The 26,261-nt window shown below is 44.0% G+C and carries 23 protein-coding genes; 8 read left to right on the forward strand and 15 right to left on the reverse strand.

The genetic code is table 11. The features are described 5' to 3' along the window. Positions 1–78: 78 nt before the first annotated feature. From DD606_RS05620 to DD606_RS05640, 5 genes are all read right to left on the reverse strand, one after another. Positions 79–4,029 (reverse strand): conjugal transfer protein TraG N-terminal domain-containing protein, encoded by a 3,951-nt coding sequence (locus DD606_RS05620; protein ID WP_000386160.1) that lies wholly within the window; start codon positions 4,027–4,029, stop codon positions 79–81. A gap of 8 nt (positions 4,030–4,037) precedes the next feature. Continuing rightward, positions 4,038–5,453, reverse strand: coding sequence for an IncHI-type conjugal transfer protein TrhH (gene trhH, locus DD606_RS05625; RefSeq protein ID WP_001257292.1), 1,416 nt, complete (start codon positions 5,451–5,453; stop codon positions 4,038–4,040). Continuing rightward, positions 5,443–6,489: a thioredoxin family protein gene (locus DD606_RS05630; protein WP_000196727.1), complete on the reverse strand. Its 1,047-nt coding sequence runs from the start codon at positions 6,487–6,489 to the stop codon at positions 5,443–5,445. Before DD606_RS05630 ends, trhH begins: the two co-directional genes overlap by 11 nt. 591 nt (positions 6,490–7,080) lie before the next feature. Continuing rightward, the gene (locus DD606_RS05635; protein ID WP_001140952.1) at positions 7,081–7,593 is read right to left on the reverse strand and encodes a hypothetical protein; all 513 of its coding nucleotides are present in this window, start codon (positions 7,591–7,593) and stop codon (positions 7,081–7,083) included. 1 nt (position 7,594) lies between these two features. After that, positions 7,595–8,395, reverse strand: coding sequence for a hypothetical protein (locus tag DD606_RS05640; RefSeq protein WP_000004208.1), 801 nt, complete (start codon positions 8,393–8,395; stop codon positions 7,595–7,597). A gap of 715 nt (positions 8,396–9,110) precedes the next feature. Here DD606_RS05640 and mobI point away from each other — a divergent pair. Genes mobI through DD606_RS05680 form a run of 8 tightly spaced genes read left to right on the forward strand, consistent with a single transcriptional unit; the run spans position 9,111 to position 19,253 of the window. Beyond that, a complete protein-coding gene (gene mobI / locus DD606_RS05645) occupies positions 9,111–9,596 on the forward strand; it encodes a conjugative transfer protein MobI(A/C) (RefSeq protein WP_000071885.1) in 486 nt (161 codons plus the stop codon). Beyond that, positions 9,593–10,330 carry a hypothetical protein gene (locus DD606_RS05650; RefSeq protein WP_000995978.1) on the forward strand — a complete coding sequence of 246 codons (738 nt, stop codon included), beginning with the start codon at positions 9,593–9,595 and terminating at the stop codon, positions 10,328–10,330. The genes mobI and DD606_RS05650 overlap by 4 nt, the downstream gene beginning before the upstream one ends. Before the next feature lie 3 nt (positions 10,331–10,333). Next, positions 10,334–13,486, forward strand: a complete 3,153-nt coding sequence (mobH, locus tag DD606_RS05655; protein ID WP_012477394.1) for a MobH family relaxase — start codon at positions 10,334–10,336, stop codon at positions 13,484–13,486. Continuing rightward, positions 13,486–15,570, forward strand: a complete 2,085-nt coding sequence (traD, locus tag DD606_RS05660) for a conjugative transfer system coupling protein TraD (protein WP_001284073.1) — start codon at positions 13,486–13,488, stop codon at positions 15,568–15,570. The genes mobH and traD overlap by 1 nt, the downstream gene beginning before the upstream one ends. Next, positions 15,570–16,679: a hypothetical protein gene (locus DD606_RS05665; RefSeq protein WP_000343600.1), complete on the forward strand. Its 1,110-nt coding sequence runs from the start codon at positions 15,570–15,572 to the stop codon at positions 16,677–16,679. The genes traD and DD606_RS05665 overlap by 1 nt, the downstream gene beginning before the upstream one ends. Beyond that, positions 16,666–17,328: a DUF4400 domain-containing protein gene (locus DD606_RS05670; protein WP_000718549.1), complete on the forward strand. Its 663-nt coding sequence runs from the start codon at positions 16,666–16,668 to the stop codon at positions 17,326–17,328. The genes DD606_RS05665 and DD606_RS05670 overlap by 14 nt, the downstream gene beginning before the upstream one ends. A gap of 10 nt (positions 17,329–17,338) precedes the next feature. After that, the gene (locus DD606_RS05675; protein ID WP_000952985.1) at positions 17,339–18,520 is read left to right on the forward strand and encodes a S49 family peptidase; all 1,182 of its coding nucleotides are present in this window, start codon (positions 17,339–17,341) and stop codon (positions 18,518–18,520) included. Position 18,521: 1 nt separating this feature from the next. Then, positions 18,522–19,253, forward strand: a complete 732-nt coding sequence (locus DD606_RS05680) for a nuclease-related domain-containing protein (RefSeq protein WP_000338612.1) — start codon at positions 18,522–18,524, stop codon at positions 19,251–19,253. Between the two features lie 286 nt (positions 19,254–19,539). Here DD606_RS05680 and DD606_RS05685 read toward each other — a convergent pair whose 3' ends face one another. The 10 genes from DD606_RS05685 to DD606_RS05730 all read right to left on the reverse strand — a co-directional run bounded on the left by DD606_RS05685 (position 19,540) and on the right by DD606_RS05730 (position 25,990). Further along, on the reverse strand, positions 19,540–19,893 hold the full coding sequence (locus DD606_RS05685) for a hypothetical protein (RefSeq protein ID WP_000210769.1): 354 nt from the start codon (positions 19,891–19,893) through the stop codon (positions 19,540–19,542). A gap of 65 nt (positions 19,894–19,958) precedes the next feature. Further along, positions 19,959–20,243 (reverse strand): hypothetical protein, encoded by a 285-nt coding sequence (locus DD606_RS05690; RefSeq protein WP_001091367.1) that lies wholly within the window; start codon positions 20,241–20,243, stop codon positions 19,959–19,961. Between the two features lie 356 nt (positions 20,244–20,599). Beyond that, on the reverse strand, positions 20,600–20,899 hold the full coding sequence (locus DD606_RS05695; RefSeq protein ID WP_000442693.1) for a hypothetical protein: 300 nt from the start codon (positions 20,897–20,899) through the stop codon (positions 20,600–20,602). Positions 20,900–21,331: 432 nt separating this feature from the next. Beyond that, positions 21,332–21,700 carry a hypothetical protein gene (locus tag DD606_RS05700; RefSeq protein ID WP_000537761.1) on the reverse strand — a complete coding sequence of 123 codons (369 nt, stop codon included), beginning with the start codon at positions 21,698–21,700 and terminating at the stop codon, positions 21,332–21,334. Positions 21,701–21,925: 225 nt separating this feature from the next. Then, the gene (locus DD606_RS05705) at positions 21,926–22,462 is read right to left on the reverse strand and encodes a hypothetical protein (protein WP_000800251.1); all 537 of its coding nucleotides are present in this window, start codon (positions 22,460–22,462) and stop codon (positions 21,926–21,928) included. Positions 22,463–22,529: 67 nt separating this feature from the next. Next, positions 22,530–22,967 (reverse strand): hypothetical protein, encoded by a 438-nt coding sequence (locus tag DD606_RS05710; protein WP_000286108.1) that lies wholly within the window; start codon positions 22,965–22,967, stop codon positions 22,530–22,532. Positions 22,968–23,011: 44 nt separating this feature from the next. Then, complete coding sequence (locus tag DD606_RS05715; RefSeq protein ID WP_000856246.1) at positions 23,012–23,308, reverse strand: hypothetical protein; 297 nt, start codon at positions 23,306–23,308, stop codon at positions 23,012–23,014. Positions 23,309–23,442: 134 nt separating this feature from the next. Then, the gene (locus tag DD606_RS05720; RefSeq protein WP_000237191.1) at positions 23,443–24,144 is read right to left on the reverse strand and encodes a hypothetical protein; all 702 of its coding nucleotides are present in this window, start codon (positions 24,142–24,144) and stop codon (positions 23,443–23,445) included. A 314-nt stretch (positions 24,145–24,458) separates the two neighbouring features. Continuing rightward, positions 24,459–24,740 (reverse strand): hypothetical protein, encoded by a 282-nt coding sequence (locus DD606_RS05725; RefSeq protein ID WP_000708863.1) that lies wholly within the window; start codon positions 24,738–24,740, stop codon positions 24,459–24,461. A 65-nt stretch (positions 24,741–24,805) separates the two neighbouring features. Beyond that, positions 24,806–25,990 carry a hypothetical protein gene (locus DD606_RS05730; RefSeq protein WP_001272971.1) on the reverse strand — a complete coding sequence of 395 codons (1,185 nt, stop codon included), beginning with the start codon at positions 25,988–25,990 and terminating at the stop codon, positions 24,806–24,808. Positions 25,991–26,261: the final 271 nt, after the last annotated feature.

Genomic DNA, 26,261 nt, shown 5'->3' on the forward strand with positions numbered 1-26,261 from the left:
ATACTTTGCGGCCTTAATTGTTTAGCAGTAATTTACAATCTATTGATAGTCATTTCAGGAGGTTATATTCAACCTCCCTTATTTTTTATTTTCATTAAGCCACTGATCCGCTTTATCGACACGTGACTGGTAAGGCTCATTTGTGTTGCTCAGCTCTGACTTCATGTACTGAATGAATTCATCTGCTTTCTGAGGCCCAAAGCGTGGGTCATCCGTCAATTGCTGCCGGATAGCCCTTTCAGAGTTCTGCGCTGCATTCGCATAAGTCGAAACGCCGTCGCTGCTAATACTCTGATACCGGTCACTTACAGCTGCGACGCCATCAGACATCTGCATGTGATTAAGGACTTTACCCTGGAGAGAATCAGGCATATTTGCAGGGTTAGAGGCATCATTTGCTATCGATGTCTGGGTTTGAAGGATGCCCGCTCCCGTAAGCATCTCATTTACCGGTTTCGCCCCAACGCTGGTTAGCGTATCCGAAACAAATTGCTGGCCCCCGAGTAGCGCACCAGAAATCGCGCCCCGCTCAGTGTTGGCCTCTATCTTTTCCCCAACCAAGCGATCTGTGACGGTCTGAGTGCGGTTACCAACGAGACCACCGCCCGACCCACCTTCTCCCAGGTTTGCCCGTACGACTGACTCAAGTGAACCATCAGCTCTGTTATGAGTGTTGAAACTGCTATGGATGCTCTTAACGTCATTCATACTCCAGTTAACGTTATAGTTACCCAGTTCATTAAGGATCTTCTGGGTATCCGCTTTGAGCTGCTCTCTTTCGGCACCGGTAGCCATGGTGCTGGCACCATAGGTAAAGACAGCTTGCTGTGCCAATTCAGCTCGCTTATCGTCCCGGCTTAAGTTCGGGTTGTTGGCAACACGACTAAAGTAGTTATCAGTGTTATTAGATAAGCCACGAACTTGCCCGCTCTGATACATACTGTTCAAAGCAGTGGCTCGTTGATCCATTCCATCACCAACCACCCGACCTCCAACCTTTTCCAGATCGTTAAATGTGCCTTCTGCATTTCTGACATCCTGACCCGAATTGACGACTTTCTCTACACCCTGATTATTCAGTACAGGTCCATTCTTTTCGAGAGAATTAAGCACATTCCTTTCTTCATCAGAATAAGTGCGGCCCACGTTGTTGTTATGTATTCCCTGAATATCGCCTTTGCCCGCGTTATCAAGGTTATACGGAGTAAAGCCAGCTTCACTTTTTCCAGGGACATGCTGTGTCGCGTCCTGAGCGTTGGAGGAAAGACCGAGTTTAGCCTGCGAATCTACACTTCCACCCAGTTCCCCTACGCGTGACGCACTCATCACGCCAGACGTATTTACGCTGTCAGGAGTTCTATCCTGTGCCTGAGTGATAGTATTAATTCCTGACCCGTCACCTGAAATTCTGTCGAGCTGATTGGTGATAGGTAGCAGCTGCTGTGCATTACCACCGAAGTCGGAAACCAGACTTTTAAGCAGGCTGGAGGTTTCACGGAGATCCTGTTTATTACTTTCGGCCGTCTCTCCCCGGGCGGTATCAATCGCAATTTTTTGCTCACTGAAATCTCGGGTTGCAGCCACAAGCGCGTCAGTACGTTGAAGCTGCGATCCAAGCTGATTACTGGCCTTGAAGGTATCGTTATAGGAGTTGAATTTCTCCATAAACGCATTCTCATCCAGCCCATTCTTACGAGCAAAATTCCTTACATCATCATCACTGAAGTTTTTGTTGCGAATAGAATCGGAGAACCTGTCCAGGTTAATGCTTTGTTTAGAATCAAGGCTCATTCCACTATTGGAGCTTGCGTTAGTCGAAACCGATGTAGAAATATTTTGCGCCATCGTCTGTGTCGCCTGGTTCATTTTCGACGATGCTTCTTTAAACGCATTAGTATTGGATATCTGATCGCTGCTTACCTGAGACGCCGCTTTACTGAACTGGTCAGTTAACGCAGAATCCTGGCTAAGCTGATTCGTGATTGCTTTTGAAAGGTCATTTGAAAGCGAGTCACTGCCTGTATTGGTCTTAGATGCACCGCTACTCAATTGCCCTGCTACAGCCGCTTTCAGCCCGGCTCCATTGCCAGTTCCAACACCTCCATTAAGCCCAGCGTTGAGAATAACATTTGAAGCAATGCTGGCCATCTGAGACGCACTCACCCCATGTTTCGTTGCAATACCTTCTGCTACAGAGGCACCAATCTTATCCGAGATCTGCTTCATTGTTTGCAGGTTGGTTGAGAACTGCTGGCTCGACTGTCCTGACCTTCCAATTTCGCTCATCTGACTGTAACCAGCCTGGAATGAATTACTTGCCGCACTCATAACTGATGAGGTTACAGCTGATCCTTGTCCCTGGCTGTTAGCGATACTTGAACCAGCATTCCACATTCCAAGACGGAAATTACTTGAATCAACTGCGCCGCCATCGCTGTATCCCTGACCGGTACTGGTTAAGGCGGTTCGTGTCACGTCACCAAATGAAGATTTACCGCTGTTAGGGCCATCCCATACTTTGGGCGTTACATGACCAGTATCCACCGGCGCATCGGGGGTCACTCCCTTAACCGCATTCATCATCGGGTGAATCGACTGTGTCATCAGGAATAATGTGAGTACCGGAATCAGAGCATAGAGGGCGGAAGCAACAGACAGGTATGAACTGTATGTTTCCGCAAGCCCTGGGAGTCCCATCCACGTGACGGCATTATTCTGGCTGTTGAGGGTGCTCCAGGTATCCAAGTCGGCCGTCGCGACTTTCTTCACATACGCGTTGACCATTACTGCCGTAAGCGGCCACATATTCACGAAGAGGATAAGTTGCAAATATTTCGCCGCAGCGGCAACACCATTACCACCTAACGCCAGCAGCATAAGCAAAGCAAATGGAGCAACCATATAAGCAAACATTTCAAGGAATGCGATTGCTGCTCCCGACAGTTGTAACCACAACTGGCCCTGTGAAGCCATTGTGTTGGTTCGCTTCAGAGAAGCCTCAAACAACTGCATATCGGAAGCCAGACCGAGTGGGGTCTTATATTTGCTTGCGCCATTTCTGAGCTCATTCATAATGAACAGGTTCAGGGTGGCGTCATACGAACCAATAGCCTTACCGTACATACCATTTGCTGACGCCATAACATCAGTAAAGCTTGCGCCGGTAGGTGCACCATTTGCTTCGTCTGGAGTAAGGATGCCGTTTGTCTGTCCTATAAGGGAAATAGTCTGGCGAGCTTCAGCTGTACTGGTAACCTGTTTCACAGTTGACCAGACCTCATCACACGTACCAGATTTTGAACCGTTAGCGCCAACAATACTGGCAGAGGCATTCTTCAGTGCGCCTTTCATCGCCTGATTAATCCGGTCCATGCTATCTGCCAGATTAGCTGAGAAAATATCGTTAAAAATAGTTTCTTTACCGGCAATATTTGCGCTTGAGTTTTGGGTAGCCTTCAGGCAGTTGTATGCAAGAGACTGAACGGTAGCACATACGTTCATTGGCCCTAGCCCGCTGGCCGGTTCAGGAAATGCGGAACAGTAGCCCTGGCTATCGCCGCCCCATTGCAAAAACTTCACGAATCGGATCATCGGACCGAGGGTGATGTCATCGTCCAGAGTTGTTGCAGACAGGTCCACCGGAGAAAGCGGATCAAACGCTGTTTTATAATCCTTCAGCAAACCCTGGCTTAAGTTAGTGGTGACGGTTGCCATCGCAGCAATAAAAATTGGAATTCCGTCGACGTTTCTGACCTCTCCCGACTTTACAGATTCAATAGTTACATCCACTCGAACCATTGCCATCATGAAAAGGATCAACCCCAAAAACCAGGAGAAAAACGGTAATTCATTTTTGGTCGGAGCCTGAAGCCATAGCCACGTTTTATAGAATAGGCTCACACCTGCTACAACGGCGGCCGTGGTCAGGAACTCTTTTACACCAGTATATTGAGAAAAGATCAGGGCAATACCGGTAAAAGCCGACCAGACAAAATCAATATCACCCAGGGTATATATGTTGTAATCCATGTCAGACCTCAGTTACGTGTGCCACGAATACTTTCAGTGAAAGCCTTCCGTTGCAGGCGACGGTTATCCCAGGTTGAAATGACGTCCGAGCTGGTACCGACCTGGCTGTGCGATAGCTCATAGGCGGCTTTAACCTGTTTTGAGAGATTGTCTGTTAATCGGTTGAGATCATCCCTTTTACCCGACAGCGACTCACTCGGTATGCTCATGGTTGAAATTTTGGCCTCAACCTGGCGCAACATGTTGATTACGAGGCTCGTCGCAGCAATAGTGCTGATGTCCTGAATGTATGCGTACCCTTCCGGTGCTTCGAATGTTTGCAAAGAGTCGATAATGGTCGGGATGCCGATATAGGAGATAATGCGTAATTCATCATCTGAAACACGAACGTCGTTGATGATTTTTTTCTGTACGTTTAAAAGAAGATCAGAAATGGTATCCTTCAATCCCTTAAAACCACCGTCATTAACTTCTGACATGACAAGGCACTGAGCCTTTCGTGGGGATGATGGATCTGGTGCCGGAGAACACTTGAGCATTTTAATTGATCCGCCAGCTGGTGGCCCCATGATGTAATCCGTGACAGTCATGGTAGACGGGCGGACTTCCATTCCCGCTTTTTCGCCTTTGCTATCCCAGTTGATAATGACAGTACCTACGAGAGACATAAGTTGTTCTGCCAGTTTATAACCGGATAACTCCGTTACCCCTCCGATGTTCATCGTTCCCTTATCAATATCCATGAACGACATATAGAAGAGGTTACCACTGAATTTTTCAGCGAACTCTTCGGGATCCTTTGCTTTAACCTGAGAAGTGACAGCTTCAGGTGACTTTGTCATCGATGAGCCAAAATCAGGAATAAGACCATTAATCGATCCCAGAATTGAGGCTGGTCCAGAGCTAACTGAGTTAGCGAACTGGCTTGGCGTACCCACGTTTTCAGAAAGGAAAGAGTAAGTTGCATTGCATGAATCTTTCGCAAATTTATTTAGCGCTTGCAGTTTGTTTTGGATGTCATTAATCGTTGCAGCACAGTCAGCACAAATAGCTGAAACAGCAACGTTAAAAGCATAGATAGCCGCACCCTGGGCAATACCACGGGCCACCTGCACAAGCTGGTCCCCGTTGATCATGCTGAAGGACCCAAGAAAAACGTCAATACCGTTACAACCGACAGAAGCTTTTGGAAACGACATGGAAACAAGGTTGGTATTAACGTTTGTTGTTCGGTAAGACATTGACCCGCCAACTATGCCTGTACGGGTTGCTGTGGAAAAGGTGGCCGGGCTGGTAGACGTCATCATGCCATTGAAAATGTTACGCATTGCGTTGTCTGCATTTGCAGTCGGGGCTAAAATTGCAGCACAAACAGAAAGAGACAAAAGTAACTTTTTGAAGTTGAAAACGGCATTACTGCGCATAAGTGCCTCCAAAACTGCCGCCAGCATTGAGATAATTGACCGGATCGGCCGTAGGCATGTCATAGCCTTCGAGTTTTTGGTCCATTATTTTTTGAAGTAGGAATGGGTCTGATTCCATTTCGGATTTATTAACGGTAATAACGCCATCATCGCCGATGGTATATTGCCTTTTAATATCTAGAGTTGACTGGAACGAAGCGTCATCGATCAGATTCATGCCCTTCGCGGCAAGTATAATAGTGTTCTTTAATTCATCAGCGGAGATCATGCCTTCACTAATGCGCTGAGCTGATGTCCCATCCTTTGAAACCAGGAAAATTGTAGGTACCTCTCGAATTTTAAATTGATCAATAATTTGTGCGTTGGGGATGTTAAAATCCTGAAAAAGGCCATTATGCAATGGCCTTCCATCCATACTGATTGGAAGAATATCTACCGAATAATAGTTCTGCATAAATTGAAGTATTTGGCTTTCTTCGTGGCAAAACTGGCAAGTACTCTGGAAAAAGAAAAATAAACCTGACTTAGTAAAGATATCTTTCATTACCGTTTGCTGATTTTTTTCAACAACAGTGCGGTGAGCATCCAGTGCCACCTTTTCCACTGGTTGCCTGCGTTTTTCAGACATCATCGGGTTTTTAAGAAAATAATCTTTTGATTTGTCAGAAAAACGCGTACTGATATCCAGCATTAACCTTTGCGCCGTGTAATAACGTGATAGATTTTCTGCGGTAGGGTTATCCATTGCCTGCGTTAACAGTCGAGGCATATTCTCTTTTAGCCATTTTGAATTTAAATCTACCATTTCCTCTTTTGAAGGCGAGCTAGCAGCACCGGTTGGTGGCAAAACCTCTTCTTCTTCAGCTTCGCTTTTTTTAGCAGGATCGTCATACCAGAAGAAACCCTTCTTATAAGCCTGGCCAGATACAAAGGGCGTATCTTTTATTAGGGGTTGCTCAGGGCTGGCGTGGGCACCAGTAATTACCAAAGACATAAGCAAAACCATCTTTGAAGGCGCTAATGCAATACGAGTCATAGACCGTTCTCCTTTTCTGATGCGGTTATGATGGCATACAAAAAAAAGGTTAGAGCTCGTATAGCATGGTCGTTTTTATGTTGAAAAGGACGGAAAAGGAGTGCTGACTAAGAAGATAGTCTCGGTGATGGAAAGATCATCCATCTTGCACGTTGTCAAAAATCCGGTGTAACAAAAACATGGTTTTATCGAATATCTAAAAGCAAATATTGCTTTGAAAACAGGTGTATTTAGAGCTGAAAAAAATCATCACAAGTAATGCTGTTTCTATATTTCAAAAAAGGAATAGCTAAGGATCAAAGAAGCGAACTTAGACAAGAATATAAAATATATTAATTGAAAGCGATTAAGAAGTCGTCATGCATAGAAGGTTTTGAGAACCTAAGTAGTTTTACGTTTTCAACAGAAAAAAAGGTGCACATTTTTGGAACGAAGAAAAACTGAATAAAGAAAAATCAAATTATATCTTTACTTGTCAAGAGTTGATATTTAAGTTGTAACTAATATTTGATTGTAAAGCAAACAACAGAATTTGACTTAAGTCAATATTTAGATTCAGACAAGGCAAGTTTCGCGATATCTTTTTTAAATTTAATCTAATTCTTCTTGAGAATACCTCTCTATGGCTGAAGCAGTTGAAGATAATCTGCAACGTGGACAATGAGCATCATTTGTCACTGGCACAATGTATGGGCGTTTACATTTTTCGCAGGCACCTAGTTCTTCAATTTCTTTCATAGAAGTAAGGATTTCTATTATTTTATTAACTTCCGGTGCGCATACAAAGTATCCCAGATTATGAAGGACACTCATTATTCGGTTGAAGTCAATTTGCCGAAAACTCGCTTCCGGATTTATTGGATCAAAACCAAAATAGTTAACTGCGACATCAATAACAGCAGAAAAGGCTCGGCGGTTATCTGTGCGTTTGCTCCAGCCCCGGATACCTTTTTTGAGTTTTGTTTTTGCACCAGGCTCAAAATCGATATTTTCAGCAACATGATTACCGTACAAAATTCGTATTGTATTTTTATTTGCCCCAAGCGACATAGTTCTTGCTGCTCGCAATAGAGCATTAGCTTTTGTTTGATCGACCTTTGCCATATCAATAATCCTTTAACATAACTTTATTTGTTAAAGTGTTGAACACATCCTGACGGTGACTGGTGAACATAGTGTCATAACGTAATAGTTCCATCAAATCATCACTAACTTTTCCTAACCGGATGTCAGCAGACAATTCATAAGCCCAGGCAAAAACTTTCGTTTTAAGTGAAACACTCTCTTCAATATGCCCTTGTGAGAAAGCAATTGTACGTGGGAAAAGAACGACATCGTTAATTGTTTTTAACGATGAATAACCAATGTCTTTAATAGCATCAGCTGTAGTTGGTTTTAAACCAAAGAAAATACTTACAAACTCTGGTGCGAGCATTGAGATAAAGAACACCTGCATAAAGTAGTCATTCTGTATATCAACACATTTAGAACGCAACTCATGAATCTTCTTGGGATTATAGATATCCACTGTACCATTCAGAAAAGTCACTTTTTCACCGGCATCGTAAATACCATAGTCAATATCATTTGTATCATATTCACGAATTACATTGGAATCACCGTCCAAGACCGCAGAAAAAAACCTCTCCCATGTAATTTCCTTTCCGAGTGTACGCGGAACCAAAAAACTACCTGGACGTGTTTCCACTTCAAAAGCTAAATCAGCGGCTGTACTAAATCCTTTCCCAAATAGGCGACGCTGGAGAAGAGGAGTCCCAGTTTGATATGCAGAAGATCCATGCACAGGCAATAACATTAAAAATGCACGGTAACTACGAATAAGCGAAATCTCAGTGCGGAAAAGTTTACCGAGTAAGCTACGAGTTAAATTATCAGATTCTGACATGTGCTGATTGTCCTTGCGCCATTACAATTGTTCAAATCTTCAACATGGATTTTTTGTTAGGTGTTCGGTAGGGTGAAAAGTAACTTTTAGTATTTTCTTAAGGCTTGAATAAGCCTTAAATCTATCCCTTCAACCACACCGCTTACTTGTAACACTTTTTAACCAAACTAACCAGAATTTTATCAAAAATTCCTGCGCATGCTAACGAAATGTGAAGCGATTAAAAAAAAACCTAAATCCAGCCCCTACCAACGTTGGATTAGAATAACGACGTCTTTCACTGACCGTCATAAACTGACATTTTTACTTTTCATCAACCTCATGCTTACATAGGATCACTAAACAAAGAAAAGTGACCCTATGTAATGTCGTCATAGGGTCACTTTTTATAAAAGTGTCACTATGGACAAAGTTCCATAGGGTCATTTTTTTTGGAAAAGTGGCACTAGATATATGTATAACTTTAATAGAGCAATGCACATTATCAAAAGCAATAATCCACAATGGTCATTCTGTCAAAAGTAACTTTAGGGGGTAGCGATGGAAGTGAGGCTAAACTCGCTGTTACTGTTTCTGAAGGCCCCTCCCGAATGGGGGAAACAGCGAGTGCATTACATCTGTTCAATTCCCTCATCAAAGAGCATTCAAAAATCTTCTGTTCGTGAAAAAAAACGGAAATTTCCTCCGGTATAGTAATTTCACATCAGGAGGCGTCATGAGTAATTCAAATCTTATAAGTTCTATAGAGCTAACACGTAAAAATTTACGTGCTCAGATTGAAGGTTTGCGTGTTGAGGCTGAAGATCTCATTACAAAATACTGGATCAAGTGGAAGGAACGAAACCACCAAGAGATTAACCTTACCCGACATAGCAAAGTTCCAAAGAGGGAGTACCTGGGTTCTTACGCACCAAAAGTTGAGCTAATTGGTAATGCCAGAAAAGTAACGATCACTTGGCATCAGTTCAGCCCTTATAAAACAAGAGCGCCTAGCCACATGTCAAAACGGGTGCAACCAATGAAAAGTGGAAAATATTCTAAGAACTGTTTTGTAAACCATGCCAGCTGGGAATACGAAATGATTTCTGAAACGGAAGCATTGCTGGAGCCTTACAGAGAAATGCTTGAGCTCTATCATTCAGCATATATCGAACTTGGACGAAAAATCCGTCAATACTCAAAAACTAAGGTGGCACAATGAACGACGCAATTATCACGGACAATGAGCGTATTAACATTGAACCAAAAGATGTAATGGTAAAAGGTTCAAATAAAAAGCAAGGCGTAAACGCTCAAACTTCTACTCAACGTAGACCAGAGCACCAGGGTATGGCCAAAGTTATTATTAACCCCGGCACCCCAGACTTTAACCGGTTTTTAACTGCCAGAAATGGAGCAGTCATCAGAGGTTTTGATGATGTGAGTATCGCTATTTCCTCTCTCTTTAAAACGGTTGATGCAGTTAAACATCCTGACCTTGTTCAGGCTATTCAGGATTGGTTCAACGAGCTGCATGAAGAAAACAATAAGATGAAAGAAAATCTTGTTGCTTATATTAAGTCAATTGAGTTCGACAAGAATGACTCATTCATGTCATCAACTCAGTTTGTACCTTTCAGTTTTGAACCAGTACAACTCAACTTCAATAACCACAACACCATGAGGTTTTACAAGTACATCTTCGAGATGAACCAGCTCATGAACACAATGTATGAGTACAACTCATTGGGTTTACTGGCTGTAAGCGACTATCCGGTTATGTCTCACAACATTATAAAGAGTATTAATTTATATGTTGAGAATGTGAAAAAGACTCTGAATGTTTCTCGCCGTAAGGATGGGCCATACAGTCCAGCAGAGTTCATCACCAAAGTAATGCAATATAAAAGTGTGCAGGCATACATTGCAGCCGAACTGTCAGGCAAACGTCGATAAGGTATGATGATGAATTTCAGGGCGCTGTATTTATGTATTAAACGGATTTTGGGGATATTCTCATCTCAGGAGAATGATGCAACCTCTGTAATGATTGAGGATATATCAAGCCTCTCTCCTTTTGCGCAGATTCTAGGAGATCAGAAGTACACTGTTCCTGATCATCCAAATCCAGAAGTCCTGAAATTCATCGAGTATCCAACTCGTCCGACGGGCATACAGACATTTAATGAACAGTCAATCCTGTCTCTGTATCGGGAAAAGCTGCACTCAATTTCAATGATGTTAGCTATCAGCGATAGCGACATCAGGGACGATGCATATACATTTACTAATTTAGTTTTAAAGCCCTTGGTTGAATATGTTCGCTGGATACATCTTTTGCCAGCTTCCGAAAATCATCATCATAATGGTATTGGTGGGTTACTTTCTCACAGCCTGGAAGTGGCCATACTCTCTTTAAAAAATGCGCATCACTCAGAACTGAGACCAATCGGATATCAAGATGAAGAAGTAGTCCGTAGAAAAGTATATCTCTATGCTGCGTTTATCTGTGGTTTAGTCCATGATGCCGGAAAGGTTTACGATCTCGACATTGTAAGCCTGAATTTAGCTAGTCCGATCATTTGGACGCCAAGCTCACAAAGTCTTCTTGACTGGGCACGTGAAAATGACGTGGTTGAATACGAAATCCACTGGCGAAAGCGTATTCATAATCAACATAATATCTGGTCCAGCGTTTTCCTTGAGCGAATCCTAAACCCGGTATGTCTTGCATTTTTGGATCGGGTAAATAAAGAACGTGTTTATTCAAAAATGATCACCGCCCTAAACGTTTATACTGATGGGAATGACTTTTTGTCTAAATGCGTGAGGACCGCTGATTTCTATTCTACTGGTACAGACCTTAATGTTTTACGTGACCCTATCATGGGTCTGCGTTCTAATGATGCAGCAGCAAGGGCCATTAGTACCATCAAGCACAACTTTACCAGTATCAATATCAACAATTACAATGCTAAGCCTATGCACATCATTATCGTAAATGGTGAGGTATACCTTAACGAGAACGCATTCCTTGATTTTGTTCTCAATGATTTCGAATTACATAAATATAACTTCCCTCAGGGAGAGGCTGGTAAGACCGTATTGGTAGAATCCCTAGTTCAACGTGGTTACGTCGAGCCCTATGATGATGAGCGTGTCGTTCACTACTTCATTCCGGGTATCTATTCGGAAAACGAAATATCAAACATCTTTAGAAATGGGATAGGGAAACTAGAATTCTATAACCTTCTTAAGCTAAGGTGGATTGGTTTAATCTTTGATTCCTATAAAATCCCTGACTCAGTGCCGGGTCTTTTTAGCGTTAATGCCAATAAAGACTTTATTTACATTGACGAGCAAAAAACAGTTACTGAATACAGAAGACCAGTGCCCGGTCGGGACGTTATAACTAAAATTACTGATACTGTTGAGACGGCTGTTCTTAAGGTTAATGATTTAGGCCGCTCCTCTGCCTCTATTGATGTTGATATACATTCTAAGAAAAATGAAGGCTCATCCGACGATTTTGAGAAGAAAGCCGAAAGTGATAATGAAATTGATAATGACACGCAGATAGTTAAATCTGAGGGTGAGGAAGCAGCTGATCCTGTCATTCCTGATATAGAAGAAAGTGAAGATGAATCGGCAAAGGACACGGAATCCCATGTCCTGGTCAACCAACTTCATGAACTCCTTTTAAGCGCTCCACTTTCCAATGACTATATAGTGTGTGTTGATGCTGTCCCCTACCTCAACATAGATACCACTATGGCATTGCTGCCGGGATTAGATGAAAAAGCATTCAGTGAAGAGCCCTATTTCCAACTGACATTCAGAGAAGGCTCTCTCGATGGAATGTGGATAGTAAGGGACATTGACGATCTGCGTTTAGTCCAGCTCGGCGATAACTGCGCCGGGTTCCAGCTCACCTATCATGAGCCAAGAAGGCCAACAACTTTAAAGTCACTTTTCAATACTTCTATGTATCAGGCATTAGTGATTAATGATGAGTCTTCTGTTGAAAACTCTGCCCCACGTCCAAAGCAAACGCTTGAGCTGCCTCCCCCACGTGTAAATGCAGTCGAAGAACATTCTGGCGACGTGGAATATCATGGAACCGATAGTGCATCCGCGACTGGTCCGCTGAAAACTGAGGCTGTGGAATATGAACATTATCAACATCTTTTTGAGAAAGAAGATGAAGAGCATGAGATCATTGATTATACCGATTTCTCACAGCTTAGTGTTTCTCGGCCAGAAGTCGGTAGTTGTGCAACAAGCTCTTCGGTCCATAATGAAAAGCTTCTCTCCGAGCCGTCAGAATTACCAGAACTTAACCGAGAACAGAACGCTGATCCCCAGGGTACGAATGAACGCTCTATGGATGTTTCTGTAGGACAAGAAAACTCAGAACCAGATACTGAGGGTAACTGCCCACCACCAGCTGAAGTTGTGTATTCCCAGACCGAAGCAGCCGCAACCAGTGTGATGGCAAGTGAAGAGCCCGCCTTACCTCCTGTACTTGAAGAATCAAATGGAGAGCATGCGCCCACAGACGCTAAGGGGCATCATCTTTCGCCAGCACTGGCCAGACTGTTCGCCCCAACAGCACCGGTAGAAAAACAAAATCCCAAGCGCAACCGGAATAAATCATCGGACAAAGCAGAAGTACAAAAACCAGCATCACCTGTTTCTGGTCACAATCTGAACAGTAAAGTCTTTGCATCTACTGAATCAGACCAAAATGGTGAATTCTCGCTTATAAGCGAAGGTGACGTTACAGAGCTTGAATTTGTAGAAATTGCGTTAGTACTGCATCAAATTCTGTCCAAAATGGAGGTGGCGTTTAAAAGAAAGCGCAAAAACAGATTTATGGTAAGTACTCCTAATACTCTCTATCTGACCCAATCTTGCGTGGAAAAATTTGGGTCGCAGTTAGAGGCTCAAGATCTTTTCAATAAGCTTCCTCAGTACCTCGTTAATTCTGGTGCTGTGATCAATACAAAATGCCATGCATTTAACATGCCTACTTTGCTGGCCGCATCAGACCGGGCGAAAGTGGACATTGAACGAATTATCAATAACCTGAAAGAGGCTGGGAACCTATAATGTCAGATTCGAAGAGGACTAACCTCCATGCACAAGAGAATTTTTATCGGCCTATTCTTGAGTATCGTAGTGCCTCAATACTTTTGATTTGTTCGGTTTCTATGCTTTATATGGGACTTTCTTCAGACGGACTGGACATCGCCCCAATAGTTCTGTTCACCTCAATATTGCTTTTTTTGCTGTGCCTTTATCGTTGCAAAACAGCAGCGCCATTTTTGATGGCTCATTGGCGTGTATTCAAGCGACATTTCATGTTCGTTAGTCTTGATTCACTGCGTGTAATTAACAAAAGTAACTTTTTCTCCAATGAGCGAAAGTATCGTCAACTGGTTCAGGATTATCAAAATAAAAATAAGGATATACCCGAGCGAAAGTCCTATTTTTGTGATGGGTTTGAGTGGGGTCCGGAACATGCGGATCGGGCATATCAAATAGCTAACCTCTCCAGTGATAAACGTGAGATCGAGTTGCCATTCGTCTTCAACCCAATTAAGAGACATTTTGACGCAATGGCTCGTAAGATGGGCGGCAGCAATGCAATTTTTGCTGTGGAACGTAGGGAACCCATATTTGTAACTGAAGACAATTGGTTTGGTCATACTCTGATAACCGGAAACGTGGGTACCGGGAAAACGGTGCTACAGCGTTTACTAAGCATTAGCATGCTTCATCTTGGTCATGTTGTTGTTGTCATAGATCCAAAGAACGATGCAGAGTGGCGAGAATCTCTAATGGAAGAGGCTAAGACCCTCGGTCTTCCTTTCTATAAATTTCATCCTGGCCAGCCAGCATCTTCGGTCTGTATTGATGTCTGCAACACCTATACTAATGTTTCTGACCTAACATCTCGTCTTTTGAGCTTGGTGACAGTTCCCGGTGAGGTTAACCCATTCGTTCAGTATGCCAAGGCTCTCGTTTCCAATGTGATTTCCGGGCTTTCTTACATAGAGAAAAAGCCTTCTATTTATCTGATTCACAAGAACATGAAAAGCCACATGTCTATTGTGAATCTTACAGTCAAGGTAATGGAGTCATGTTACGCGAGATATTATGGTTACGATGTCTGGACCGAAAAAGTTAAGTACGTCGCTAACGATACCTTGCCGGTACGTTTCAAGCGTCTCGCTGAATGGTTTACGGCTCATTTCATGAATTACGAGGGGTCCGAACAAATAGACTGGTTAGATACTGTTTCCCAGCTTATTGATTACTCAATGTCCGACCCAGAGCATATGGCTAAAATGACCGCAGGTATTATGCCTGTTTTCGATATGCTCATTGAAAAACCTTTAAATGAGCTTTTATCTCCTAACCCGAACTCAGTATCATCAAGAGAAATTGTAACAAGCGAAGGGATGTTCAGCACTGGCGGGGTGCTATACATTTCGCTTGATGGCCTTTCAAACCCCGATACAGCAGCTGCTATTTCTCAATTAATAATGTCAGATCTGACCTCCTGTGCCGGTAGTCGCTACAACGCTCAAGATGGTGATATGTCAGCTAATTCCAGGATAAGTATTTTTGTTGATGAGGCACACTCAGCCATTAACAACCCTATGATTAACCTTCTGGCGCAGGGTCGTGCAGCGAAAATTGCACTGTTTATTTGCACCCAAACCATCTCCGACTTTATTGCTGCGGCAAGTGTTGAAACTGCCAATCGAATTACGGGGCTCTGCAACAATTATATAAGCTTGCGAGTCAACGATACTCCTACTCAGACGCTTGTTGTAGAGAACTTTGGTAAGAGTGCGATAAGCACAAATATGGTCACTTATACGACCGGTTCAGAAACATCTTTGCCGCATAATAACTTCTCAGGTTCAATCTCAGAAAGAAAGCAGACAACTTTAGAAGAGAGTATTCCAAAGGATCTCTTGGGTCAGGTCCCTATGTTTCACATAGTTGCCAGGCTTCAAGATGGCAGGAAGGTTGTAGGCCAAATCCCTATTGCTGTTGCTGAGAAACAAATGAAGCCAAACACAACTCTGTCGGAAATGCTTTTCAAGAAGGCCGGAAAAGTTACTTTGCGTCAAAATCTCGATATCAAAAATCTTAATAAATTTCTAAGGAAGTTGCATTGATGGATGAAAAAATTGTCCTGACGCGCCAGCAAATTTTAAGCTCTGCACTAAAAGTCAGCAAATGTCGCTCGCTCGTAAAAAGGCGCTTTCAGTCTTTGGGTTTAAAGTACGCAGATTCTCAGGAAGTTCGAGATCGGCTAACTATGATAGAAAAAAACGCGTTTCATCATTTGGGAAAATTTTGTCAGAGCAACGATATCGATTCCCTATTCTCCATGGCAAATACCCTGTCTGAGCTTTTCCTTTTAAAGGGAGAGTTGATCACGACTGATCCCTTTGGGGACCGTGAAACCAGCTACTGGTCGGTACCACAAGGATCATGCCATGAATGGATTCAATCACTGACCACCAGCGAAGGTCCTGAACGTAAATTCGTTAGTTTCCGTATTTCTTTCGATAACAATGACGTACGGTGTGATCTTGTAAAAAAGAATGCCCGTATGCTTGGTTGTTATCTTTTGCCTTATTTCGTCGATTTAACACGCACGGTGGGCGCATTCATTAATTTGCCAGGTAGTGTCTCTTTTAAACAAGTACAGCGCATCAAACCCCAGATTCATCCAGAAACAACACATAGTCATATAGTTACTATTGAGGACTCTCCCTTTCTTTCTCGGTTAAAATTTAAAATCATTACTGCCATAGATCAGCTTCCTGACCCTAATGGCCTTTATACAAACACCTTTAACAGCATTATTGACCGTGCACTGCTGACTCATCTCAAAACCGAACAGGAAAAAATAGATAGTCCAAGAGTCTGCAAAAATGTGATTTCGGCTTTTGCCGACTCAACTCTTTCTCTGCCGGTGTTTAACATCGGCCTAAACGAGCAGTACAGATACTGGACGCCGTGGGGCATCAACTTTATAGAATTTTCCCGCCAGGCCGCAAAAGCAAGGACCGCTGTATTTGTTCCTGATGTGGGACAGATCGAGTGGAAAAGCGCAGAGCATAAAGAACTGGCGGAGTTAAGCCTCATCGACCAAATCATACCTAAACAGTACCACTGGCTCCTGGGTATCCCGACGATGTGGCGTAACAACTATTGCAATCACGATCAGAGGCTAGCTCTTTTTCGTGAATGGAGGGAAAGCAATGGCTGCGGATAATACAAGCAGGGCAGCAGTGCTCAGAACAATGCTTTTTTTTGGCATGGTCATTTATTTTGGTTACAGCTTGGCTTTCCAGAATACTGAGGAGCTCAAATATCAGATTACTCAGGAGGTTAATGCAAGCCGGTCCATCATATCAAATGACCGTTGGAAGTCTGTCATTGCAAATAGTGAAGCGACTTTAAATTGGTTGGTACATGACTATAAGTTAATTGACTATCTGAATACTATTCTGATCCCTGACACCAAAAAACCAGCCAGAGGTATTAACATTGTTGCTGAAAAATTTACCTCTATTAATTACACTATGGCCAAAAACATACCCCTCTTACTTTATCAGTCCATTTTCCGGTGGAACTTAATCCTGGGGTGGCTAATCGTTTTTCTGCCCTATCTATTTGCCATGCTAGCAGATGGAATGTACCAGTGGAAATTGAAGAGGTACGTATTTGGTAAGGTTACAGTTCAGTTTTATCGTATTTGGTTTCGAGCATTTTGGGTGATCAGTGCTTTAACGATGGTCTACCTGGTCATGCCAAATATGTCACTATTTAACAATATCGCTCAACTTTTCCCACCAGTCGCTTTATTGATACTGGGAATTGCATTGAATCGCTTGTGGTCTAACTTTCAAAAACTCATGTAAAGGTGGTCAGATGTTAAGCAGTAAAAAAAGGAAGTCCCCTACAAATATCAAAGAATCGCTCAATGATAACGCTGACCGTTTTTATAAGATGTTTCGCATTCATACCACGGCAAAAGTTGCTATGTCGCTAATTGCCATGACCGCTGTAGGGTTTTCTTTCTACAATCTTTACGAACAATGGCAGGACGCTGAAGGGAAGAAAGACCATATAGCTGTAATACGGATTTCTGGCGAGATGGGTACCGGCTCGGAAACGGGCGATGGAACAGTGATCGCAACAGCTCTTGCCAAAGCTTACAATAATCCCCATGCCAAAGCAGTTATTATCGAGGCAGAGTCAGGTGGTGGTGGTCCCTCTGACGCCATCATTATTTACCGCCAGATAAACGCGCTTAAAAACCACCAGCCACAGATTGAACGCGTATCAGATGCCGGTGGCTCTCTTTCATCTGTAGCCGCTGACAAGAGTAACAAAACCGGGAGCACAGAACGTGGCGATGAAGCACGGTCGAAGCAAAACTCCCTCGAAGTACTCTCCAGCGGTACCGGTCGTTTTTTCTCTGATATCGCAGACTCATATAAACCAATCATCGTTAGTGTGAAAGGCATATGCGCATCCGCATGCTATTACGCGGTATCGCCCGCTGATGCAATTTATGCCGACAGTAATGCCCTGATCGGTTCTATCGGTGTGCGTATGGACCACTGGAATCTGTCAGAGATCATGAGCACAGTAGGCGTCAAGAATGAGCCCCTTACGGCCGGTGAGTTCAAAGATGCTCTTGACCCCTTCCACCCATTGTCCGATTCAACGAGGGAGTTCATGCAGAAGGAGATCCTGAACACGATGCATGAAAAATTTATAACTGATGTTGAACTTGGACGGGGTAAAAAGCTTCTCTCGCGTCATGATGCCGATGCTGTTTCTCTCTATTCAGGCCGTGTATGGCCAACACCTCAGGCAGTTAAGTACGGCCTGGTGGATGGAGATCTTACGTCAGTAGAGATCCGTACACGTCTTTCAAAAATGTACTCCACTGACACGTTCAAAAACTACAATGAGCCTCATCGTAATCTCCGTTCTGCACTCGGCATGCTGATGAGCCTGTCTTCAAATATTGAGAGCCTTACCGGTACCACTACCCGCTTAGTAGAATCTGTTAATGCCACCAGCTACCCCTCTGTGAGGTAACATGGATGCTTTCAATCTGCTGTGGAGCATTACGGGGGTAGCTTTCATTATCCTTATTTTCGTCGTGTTGCTGTGTCTGTTGGGATTTATGACCTCTGCCATAGCGGAACGGCGGACTGCAAAGGCAATTGAATCTGGGCTTCCTGAAGAAGCTCAGGGGCTACTTAGTGATCTCACCTTTCAGTTGTCGGCTCATAGCACTACGCAGGTTGATCACATTCTCGTAGCCCCACATGGTATATACGTCATAGAGCAGAAAAACTACGTAGGCAAGCTCTACGGTACTCTGGAGGAAAGCCACTGGCGGAAATGGACTCAGTCCCGAACCCTCAAGTTGCAGAACCCGTTTAAGCAAAACCAGGGGCACATCAGGGCTATTCAGTCTGCTCTTAAGGCTAGAGAACTGGAATGTATCAATGTCGTCATCATAAACGGACGTTGTAAGTTTGATGGCATCAAGCCGGAATGGTTATGTATGGGGATGGACGATTTTATCCATAAAGTCAAACAACGACGAGGGCTACGGTTGTTCACACCGGAGTCTGTTCAGCACATCTGTTCGGTGTTGAAGTCAACAAGGAAGTCGCCAGGGCTCTATACGGACCTTACTCATATTCATAACATAACGACAAAGTACAAAGCCCCGATGAAATTCGAGCAACGAGTAACATACATTCTGCTCAACTTTATCCATTATCTGTGGGCAAGTCTGTTCACTAAGCAGAAGCCTTAGCGCTCTATCATTGGTAAGGCTGTAAAATGTCTGCAAAAGGCCCCATCGGTAAATTGTTGGGGCTTTTTCTTTGCGTAGTTCTGATACGGTTTATCCTGTGGAGCATTATGGCCACCAGCCAGCTGGTGACTGGCCAACGCTTTGTATGACGTAGCCTACTCAGGGCAGGCTATTTTAGAGGGACCGATTTTTATCCGGGCTAATTTAGAAAGAGATAATTTGAACTTAGGCGGGCTGACCACCAGCAGAGAGGTAAATCACTAGCCGGTGATATTGACAGAAGTCGTCAGGGGTTTAACGCCGGAATATTTTGCCAGGCCTCCTGCAAGGTCTGCAAGACTTCTACAAGTGATAGTGACGGCCACAGGACTGTTTCCGTCATTATCACTCCAGGTGGCTCGCACTCTACTGGTACCAGAATTAAAACAACACGAGTTCCTTTTACCTGGTAGGCAAGGTTTACTGCCGGTTGGCGGTAGGAGGCCAGTACACCCTCACCATATTGAGCAGGGTTACTTGCCCAGTTCCGCACCATTGCATACACCTGAGGCATATACCGACTATCCAGATCCCCTTTGGGCCGTCTGAACGGCACGATTTCTTCTGAGCGGTAGGTGGTCGTTGTTGTATTGGTTGTCATCTTTGTCACCTCCCCTGTTCGTCCATTTAGAGTTTTAAGCTGCTTTACACATCACACTCAACTGATTATTTAAGCTGGTCATCGTCTCTGGCCAGCATAGCCCAACCATTCGCCTGGTTTTCGCGGGAGTAAGGATTCATTTCAAAATAACTATCTACCGCGTCGCTGTCCGCAACAGAACTGTTGTTAGCTCTCTTTGAACCCTGAACCACTACAGCATCAACCTCTGCGGCTTTCCCGTTGCGCTGTACCAGGATTTTAACCGTATTGGGCTTACGTCTTGCGAGCAGTTTGTTGGCGATAAAAAGCACAACAATCCAGGCCAAAAGCACGTATAAAAATGTATTCATAATGCCCTCCTTTGTATGTGATTATTATACCTGCTTCCATTGCAGGCCAAACAGGTTCGGTGCATGAAAAATAGACTTCTCTCCGGCGTATAGCAATCTACTTACTGATCTGTTTTCGTATCAAACTGTATGGCATAACCGAGGGGCGTACGTGGTGAGTCAGAAAGTTACTTTTCCGTAATAGTTAATTTCAGATCCTTCTTCCAGTTACGCTTCAGTATAAAACCGATACCCTCTAATTCAGCATCCTTCACGTTTAATACGCTTCACTTTAAGGCAGGGCTTTTCGGTTGAAATGAATTCTTTTTCCGGTTGCTGGACATAGGTTTCATCCTGATAGTTAAAGTTGCAGGCTATCAGTCACCACCACCACCTCCGTCACCTCCTCCACCGCCACCATCACAACCACCAGCTATGCTATTTTCACCATTACAATCACCTCCGAGGGGGTTCAAATGGCTGCTCCCCTGTAGATGGTGTCCTTGCCAGATCGAACCCGAACCAGCGCCTCCTGAGCGTCTTTGCTTGCCCTGAGGCAATTGTGCAGGCTCACCAGCACCGGCGGTACCAAAAATGTCCCGGGCAATTTTATAAAGAAGGTAAAAAGGTACGCCCAGCATCATAAAAAAGATTACTGAAAATATTACACGTTCCATTGATGATCTCCTGTCTTGTGAGAGACCAGTTATATCAGGGTGATTCAGTATTTCCGTTTAGAAAAGAGTACTAATTTGGCCCTGTTCGCTCTTAATTTGCCATCCGGGAAAAAGTCATAGGGATAGGCCTGCCAGAGTCAATAACTTCCAGTGATCTGGAGGAGACCCCGGCTCTCTGAGCCCTCATGGATGGTACGGCTTTACCCCTTGTAAACAGATTCACGTTCCGCAGGACAAACATCGACTACTGACGTCTCATATTTGCTGACGCTAATCCGACGTCTCATTGCCGTCTGCTTGTTTTCTTTAAAGGGTGTATTAGACGAATATCAAATCGGAATGGTAGGGGATGTGTGGGCACCATGCCCGGCCCTCTTTGAGCATCTGAGAGATTGGAGACCTAGCCGGGTAAGATAGCTACTTTCTTACGGGTTACCCTTCAAATCCAAAGACGAAACGGACGCTGCCGTTCTCCACGTGGAGACGCTTTACTTCTTCGACAAATTCCTGGATCACCTCTCCGGCGTTATCGGGTGGTATGGCTGACAAAATTTCTTCCGAAGTCAGCCATGAGTATGAATGTTCACCGAATAAATCATCATCTTCGGACGGTATATCATCAGGTAATCCGCGTAATGCGTGGATAAAAACTGCTGATGTGCTCGCCCTTTCACGATCTACATCAAATCCGAGCCAGGCAAAGTGGAGATATGATCGGTCCCCTTTATAATTGCTTGATAAATTAATCCATTTACCAGGCTTTTCTTCCCTTTGAAATCGCCAGCAGATATCAACGCCCATTAAGAAACTCCATTACTATCGTTCGTATGAGATAACTATCATTTCAGAATACTATGACTTCTTCCCGTATAGAACTAATCGCTCACGCCATTTAGCTACTTACTTTTTTTACGTACGCTTGCAGCGCAGTACCTTGAGAGAAGTAAGTAAGACTGGGCGAAGCCAACCGGTTCCGCCACCTCGCTCACCGGCTTTTAGGCGTAAGCACTGAAGTCAGCCTCCATGCTAACTGGCGAGCCTGCGAAAGTCAGACTCGTTGTTATAAAGCGGCATATCGTAAGCAGTGTCTGAAATGAACATTCGGATCTGCTCAAGCGTCATGCCACAATGAAAACGGGTTACGCTCACATTGGCCCGGGGGAAGTCAGCACAAAATGCATTCAAAACATTCTCATGGACAATACCAATGTTGATTAACGCAGCTGGCCCGTTGTCACGGAAAGATACGACACGGAATCCCCCATACCAGCCTGACTGGGAGAAAAATGAAAATGCACTCGTTGCCAGACCATTAGACAGGTCATAGCGCAATTTCCCGCTCAGAGACTGGCTGTCTCTGCTGTACACGCGATTAATGAAAATGCCGGGACCAACTTCTACCGGCTGCTTGTTGCTTGCTAAACACGGAAAGCCCACCAGCGAAACCTCCCTTTCTCCTAACCAGTTTACCTGATACCCGGCAGTGAGAAAGTCAGTCAGTTCTACGCCAGAAAGAGCATTAATGGCCGCAATATCGGTATCCAAAATATTTACGTTTTTCATATTCATCTCATCTATATTCTAAAGTGCGTTTTTTGTCTATCAGCCCGAGGATTGAAAATTTGAATATTTAATGTGACAGAAAAATACCTGTCACCTTTTCAAAAACTGCCTGCAATTGAATATCGAGAGAGTCCATTTTAAAATCCACCAGCTCAGCTTTATTATCGCAAACCGAATAAAAATAGGAGTCAAATGCGTCTGTATCTTCATCTTTAAAAATACGGAAGGAATTAATTTTATTATGCCCTTCAAATTCGGCATGAATACCATAGCGAACCGAGCCGTCATCGAACTGAACAACCCGTCGTACAGAATTAATCCGGACGTACTGTTTTAAGGCCCTCGCGAAATCGGCATTTAACGCCAACGCTCGTAAGATTGAATCAGCGGTTTCATTCTGCTTTTTACGATCATATTCAAACATCCCACAGCCGGTGTTACGAAAGACCGGCTGAAGAGCATTAACCAGGTTGAAGGAATCCACGTTTCTGTCGTTTCTGTACATGAGATATCTCCTGCCCCTCCGCTATACGAAGGGGCTTGATAGGGTTACTGCCAGGCTGCGATCACTTCTTCGCACTGGAAATGAGATAAGCACTGCTGGAGTAAAAGGGCCAGCACCGCTGTGTTAGGGACGCGATTGTTACACCACGCGTTGAATAGCAGCTGCCATGGACCGGCATAATACCCGGCCAGTTTCTTTTTTTGTTTATCTGTGCAGCAGCTGGAAATGGCCTGCTGATAAAGGCTTTCATTCTCGGCACCAGAGCGTTGTTGCAGTGCCTGATAAATATAGGAGTAGACAGAATCGGAGCAATTAGATGCATAGGCCAGATTGGTTTTCATAATACCTCCTGTGTTTTTGGGTATTATATAAAACTCCGACCTACTGGCTAATAACCCACACTGTAATTTCTTTTAAAAACACAATAAATTTTCAAAATTGGACCAGTGTGGATTTAAGCGAGCAGTTTAAATCTTTATGAACTAGCTTTCAAAGAGGTTGGTTTTTCGGGAAGTTTTTTGCCAGACCAGCATGTTGGTTTTTTTTCTGTAGTGCAGATTAGCTGGTACCTGCCCCTTCTTACCTCTTTGAGCAATGACTGTTTGAAATATGGTAAGCCCAGTTCAAAAACCCAGTAACGACCGTCTGCAAAAACGACTGAATTTTCAACGCCATCCGAAGCCACCAAGGATGCATCATTAAGTAGACGTTCTTCATAATGAAATGGTAATGAAAATGTCAGATATAACGCACAAAGTACAAAGATTCCTGTGAGACTAACTGCCAGTGAACCACAATAACCAGAATAAACATTTAAATTTCTTTTGATAAATTTCTCATGCAAGATTACAAGCAGACAGAATACACAAGCTACCAGCCCAAATCCTACATGCAGATAAAACTGTCTTATTTCATCATTCCAGACGATGTTGTCCCATTTCGTGCTTAAGATTGAACCCAACAAGGAGATAATAAAAGCGGCAATTTGAGAACTGATAAAGTAGGAGAAAGCTGACTTTGAAGTTATTTTTTTCATAGAAACAGGAACCTCTTTACCTCGTTCCTGATCAGAGAAAAGACACAAAACGCACCATGCGCAAAAAACTGCAAGTCCAGATGCAATAATCTCGCGTAAAAACATATTAAACGTTTCCGATAATGAATAAGTAATTACCATATCCTCTCCGTAAGTCTACATATAATTCAGACGTGACAAATAATTAAAGGCATTGCTATTCTATCATTATGCATTGCGTTTAAAATCATTTCTAATTCAGCAGAGTAGCGATACAGGCATTTCGCTATCCTAAAATCTGGTAGCTTTCCATTTCCTTGCTGAGATAAATCAAAATAATTCTATTTATTGCCTATTCGGATGCTGCAAAACCTTATAAATCCGGATGTATATCACTTAACAGTGAACCATTCGGTGACTTGCTCTCCGTGAGGTCCACCGGGTTTATCCAGTAGGGAACATTCTGCTTTTACCGTTTACTGCATACGCGAGCAGGAATTCTGTTGCAGTTCTGCATTTGCCTGCTTTTCCAGTGCTGTCATAACCCGGCGGAGCATCGCCAGAGCCTGAACAGGCGAGCTCCCAAACTGCACTTTCACTTCATCCGTATCATGATCCTGAATCAGGTCGAGGATGTTCACTTCGATCCCTGCCCCGTTTTCATCTTTTGCCGTGCACTGAATACTTACCCGGGTCACCGAATCCGTCAGGACTGGCAGTGGGTTAGTCTTGTCTACGTTGATAAAAGCCTTCTTCATTGCCCTGTTTCCCCTTGTCCTGAAAAAGTTACCGACCCGTCCGGATGGAGGGGTCGGTCAGAAAATCATGCCTGTCCCTTATTCATCTTCTCAGCATGCTTACGCAGGTACTCTTTCAGGTCAGCATGAGCATTGATGATATCGTTCATTTCATCATTGGTCAGAACAAGCGTGTAAGTATCAGTGCTGACAGATTCACCTTCTTTAAGCTTGGCTTCTTCAGCAATACGTTCAAAAATCGGGATCGCGGTGTCGGCAATGACGGTCACGGTCTTTTTGTTCAGAACGCTGGACATGGATGGTGCTTTACCTGCCGGGTTCTGTTTAGGAGCGCTGTCCTTTGGAGCCGGAGCTGGTTCCTGTACCGGTGGCGTAACCAGCGTCTCTGTATTGCTTTCATCATTCAGTTGATCCGGTACCGGGGTGTTAACGGTAGCATTACCTGCCGGTTGCTCATCACCGGAGTTTTCCGGAGTCTGCGGATCTGCCATGCGCTCTTCTACCTTGGCAGCTTTGACGAATTTCAGCGTGTTTTTCGTCGCTTTACCATAGATGGAGATCGCCTTGTTGATGTTATCTACCGCATCCTCACCGCTGTACATATACTCGTCCAGCGCAACGTACATGCTCACCTGATCGCTCACAAGCATGGTCTGTAGTTCAGAAGGCAGGTCCAGTACGCGAACCATCTGGCGAAGATGCTGCTCTGATTTACCACGTTTTTTTGCCAGTTCCGCAAAGGTCTTAGGCTCTTCTTTATCTTCAACAAGACGCTTAATTGAAAGCGCTTCAGCTACGACAGACAGCGCCAGGTTGGAGTTGCCGGTCAGGGTGAAGAGTTCTGCTTTTGAAGCGCTACCGCGAAACTCTTCGCAGCGAATACGAGTAATGCGTTCACGCCCTTCTGCTTCCAGCTGGCGGTTTGCAATAGCGATGGAACGGATACGGCAAGCCCCCTGACGCAGTACAGGTACGCCATTAACCATCTGAACAACGATAGGCGTCACGCTGAACGGGTCTTCCATGTAGGCATCGGCCAGGCTGTTCAGGTGTTCCACAACGTGAGGCATTGAATAGTAGAGCTCGCCCATACCGGCCGTGCGGGTGTTAAAGCCTTCCTGCTCTACAACAACCGAAGGGTCAATGATAAGGCCGTTACCTTTACGGGCACCGTTACCAGTGCGTTCCAGGTAACCACGAAGGCTGATTTCGTTGCTGTTGTTTTTTACTTCAGTTTCGATTGCGGACATTTTTGTTCTCTCTTTTGGTTGGTTGTTTAACTGCGCTACAACACAACAATACCAGGTTCGACATTTTTTCTAATAGGTTGCACAGAAGAAAAAGTAACTTTTCTTAAAAAAAATTCCTGAGACAATACTACTCGATCCGTCCGTTTTAAATCTTCACAACAGTGGGCCGTTTTTACGTTTAAGCAAAATAGCTGGTTCAGAAGGTGAGTCGGAGAGAAAAGTTACTTTTCCGGTTGTCTGGGCCAGTGATGAGAGAGTGGCAGGACAGGAA

The organism is Enterobacter cloacae complex sp. GF14B, assembly GCF_004136805.1.
In the GTDB taxonomy this organism is placed as follows: domain Bacteria; phylum Pseudomonadota; class Gammaproteobacteria; order Enterobacterales; family Enterobacteriaceae; genus Enterobacter; species Enterobacter hormaechei_C.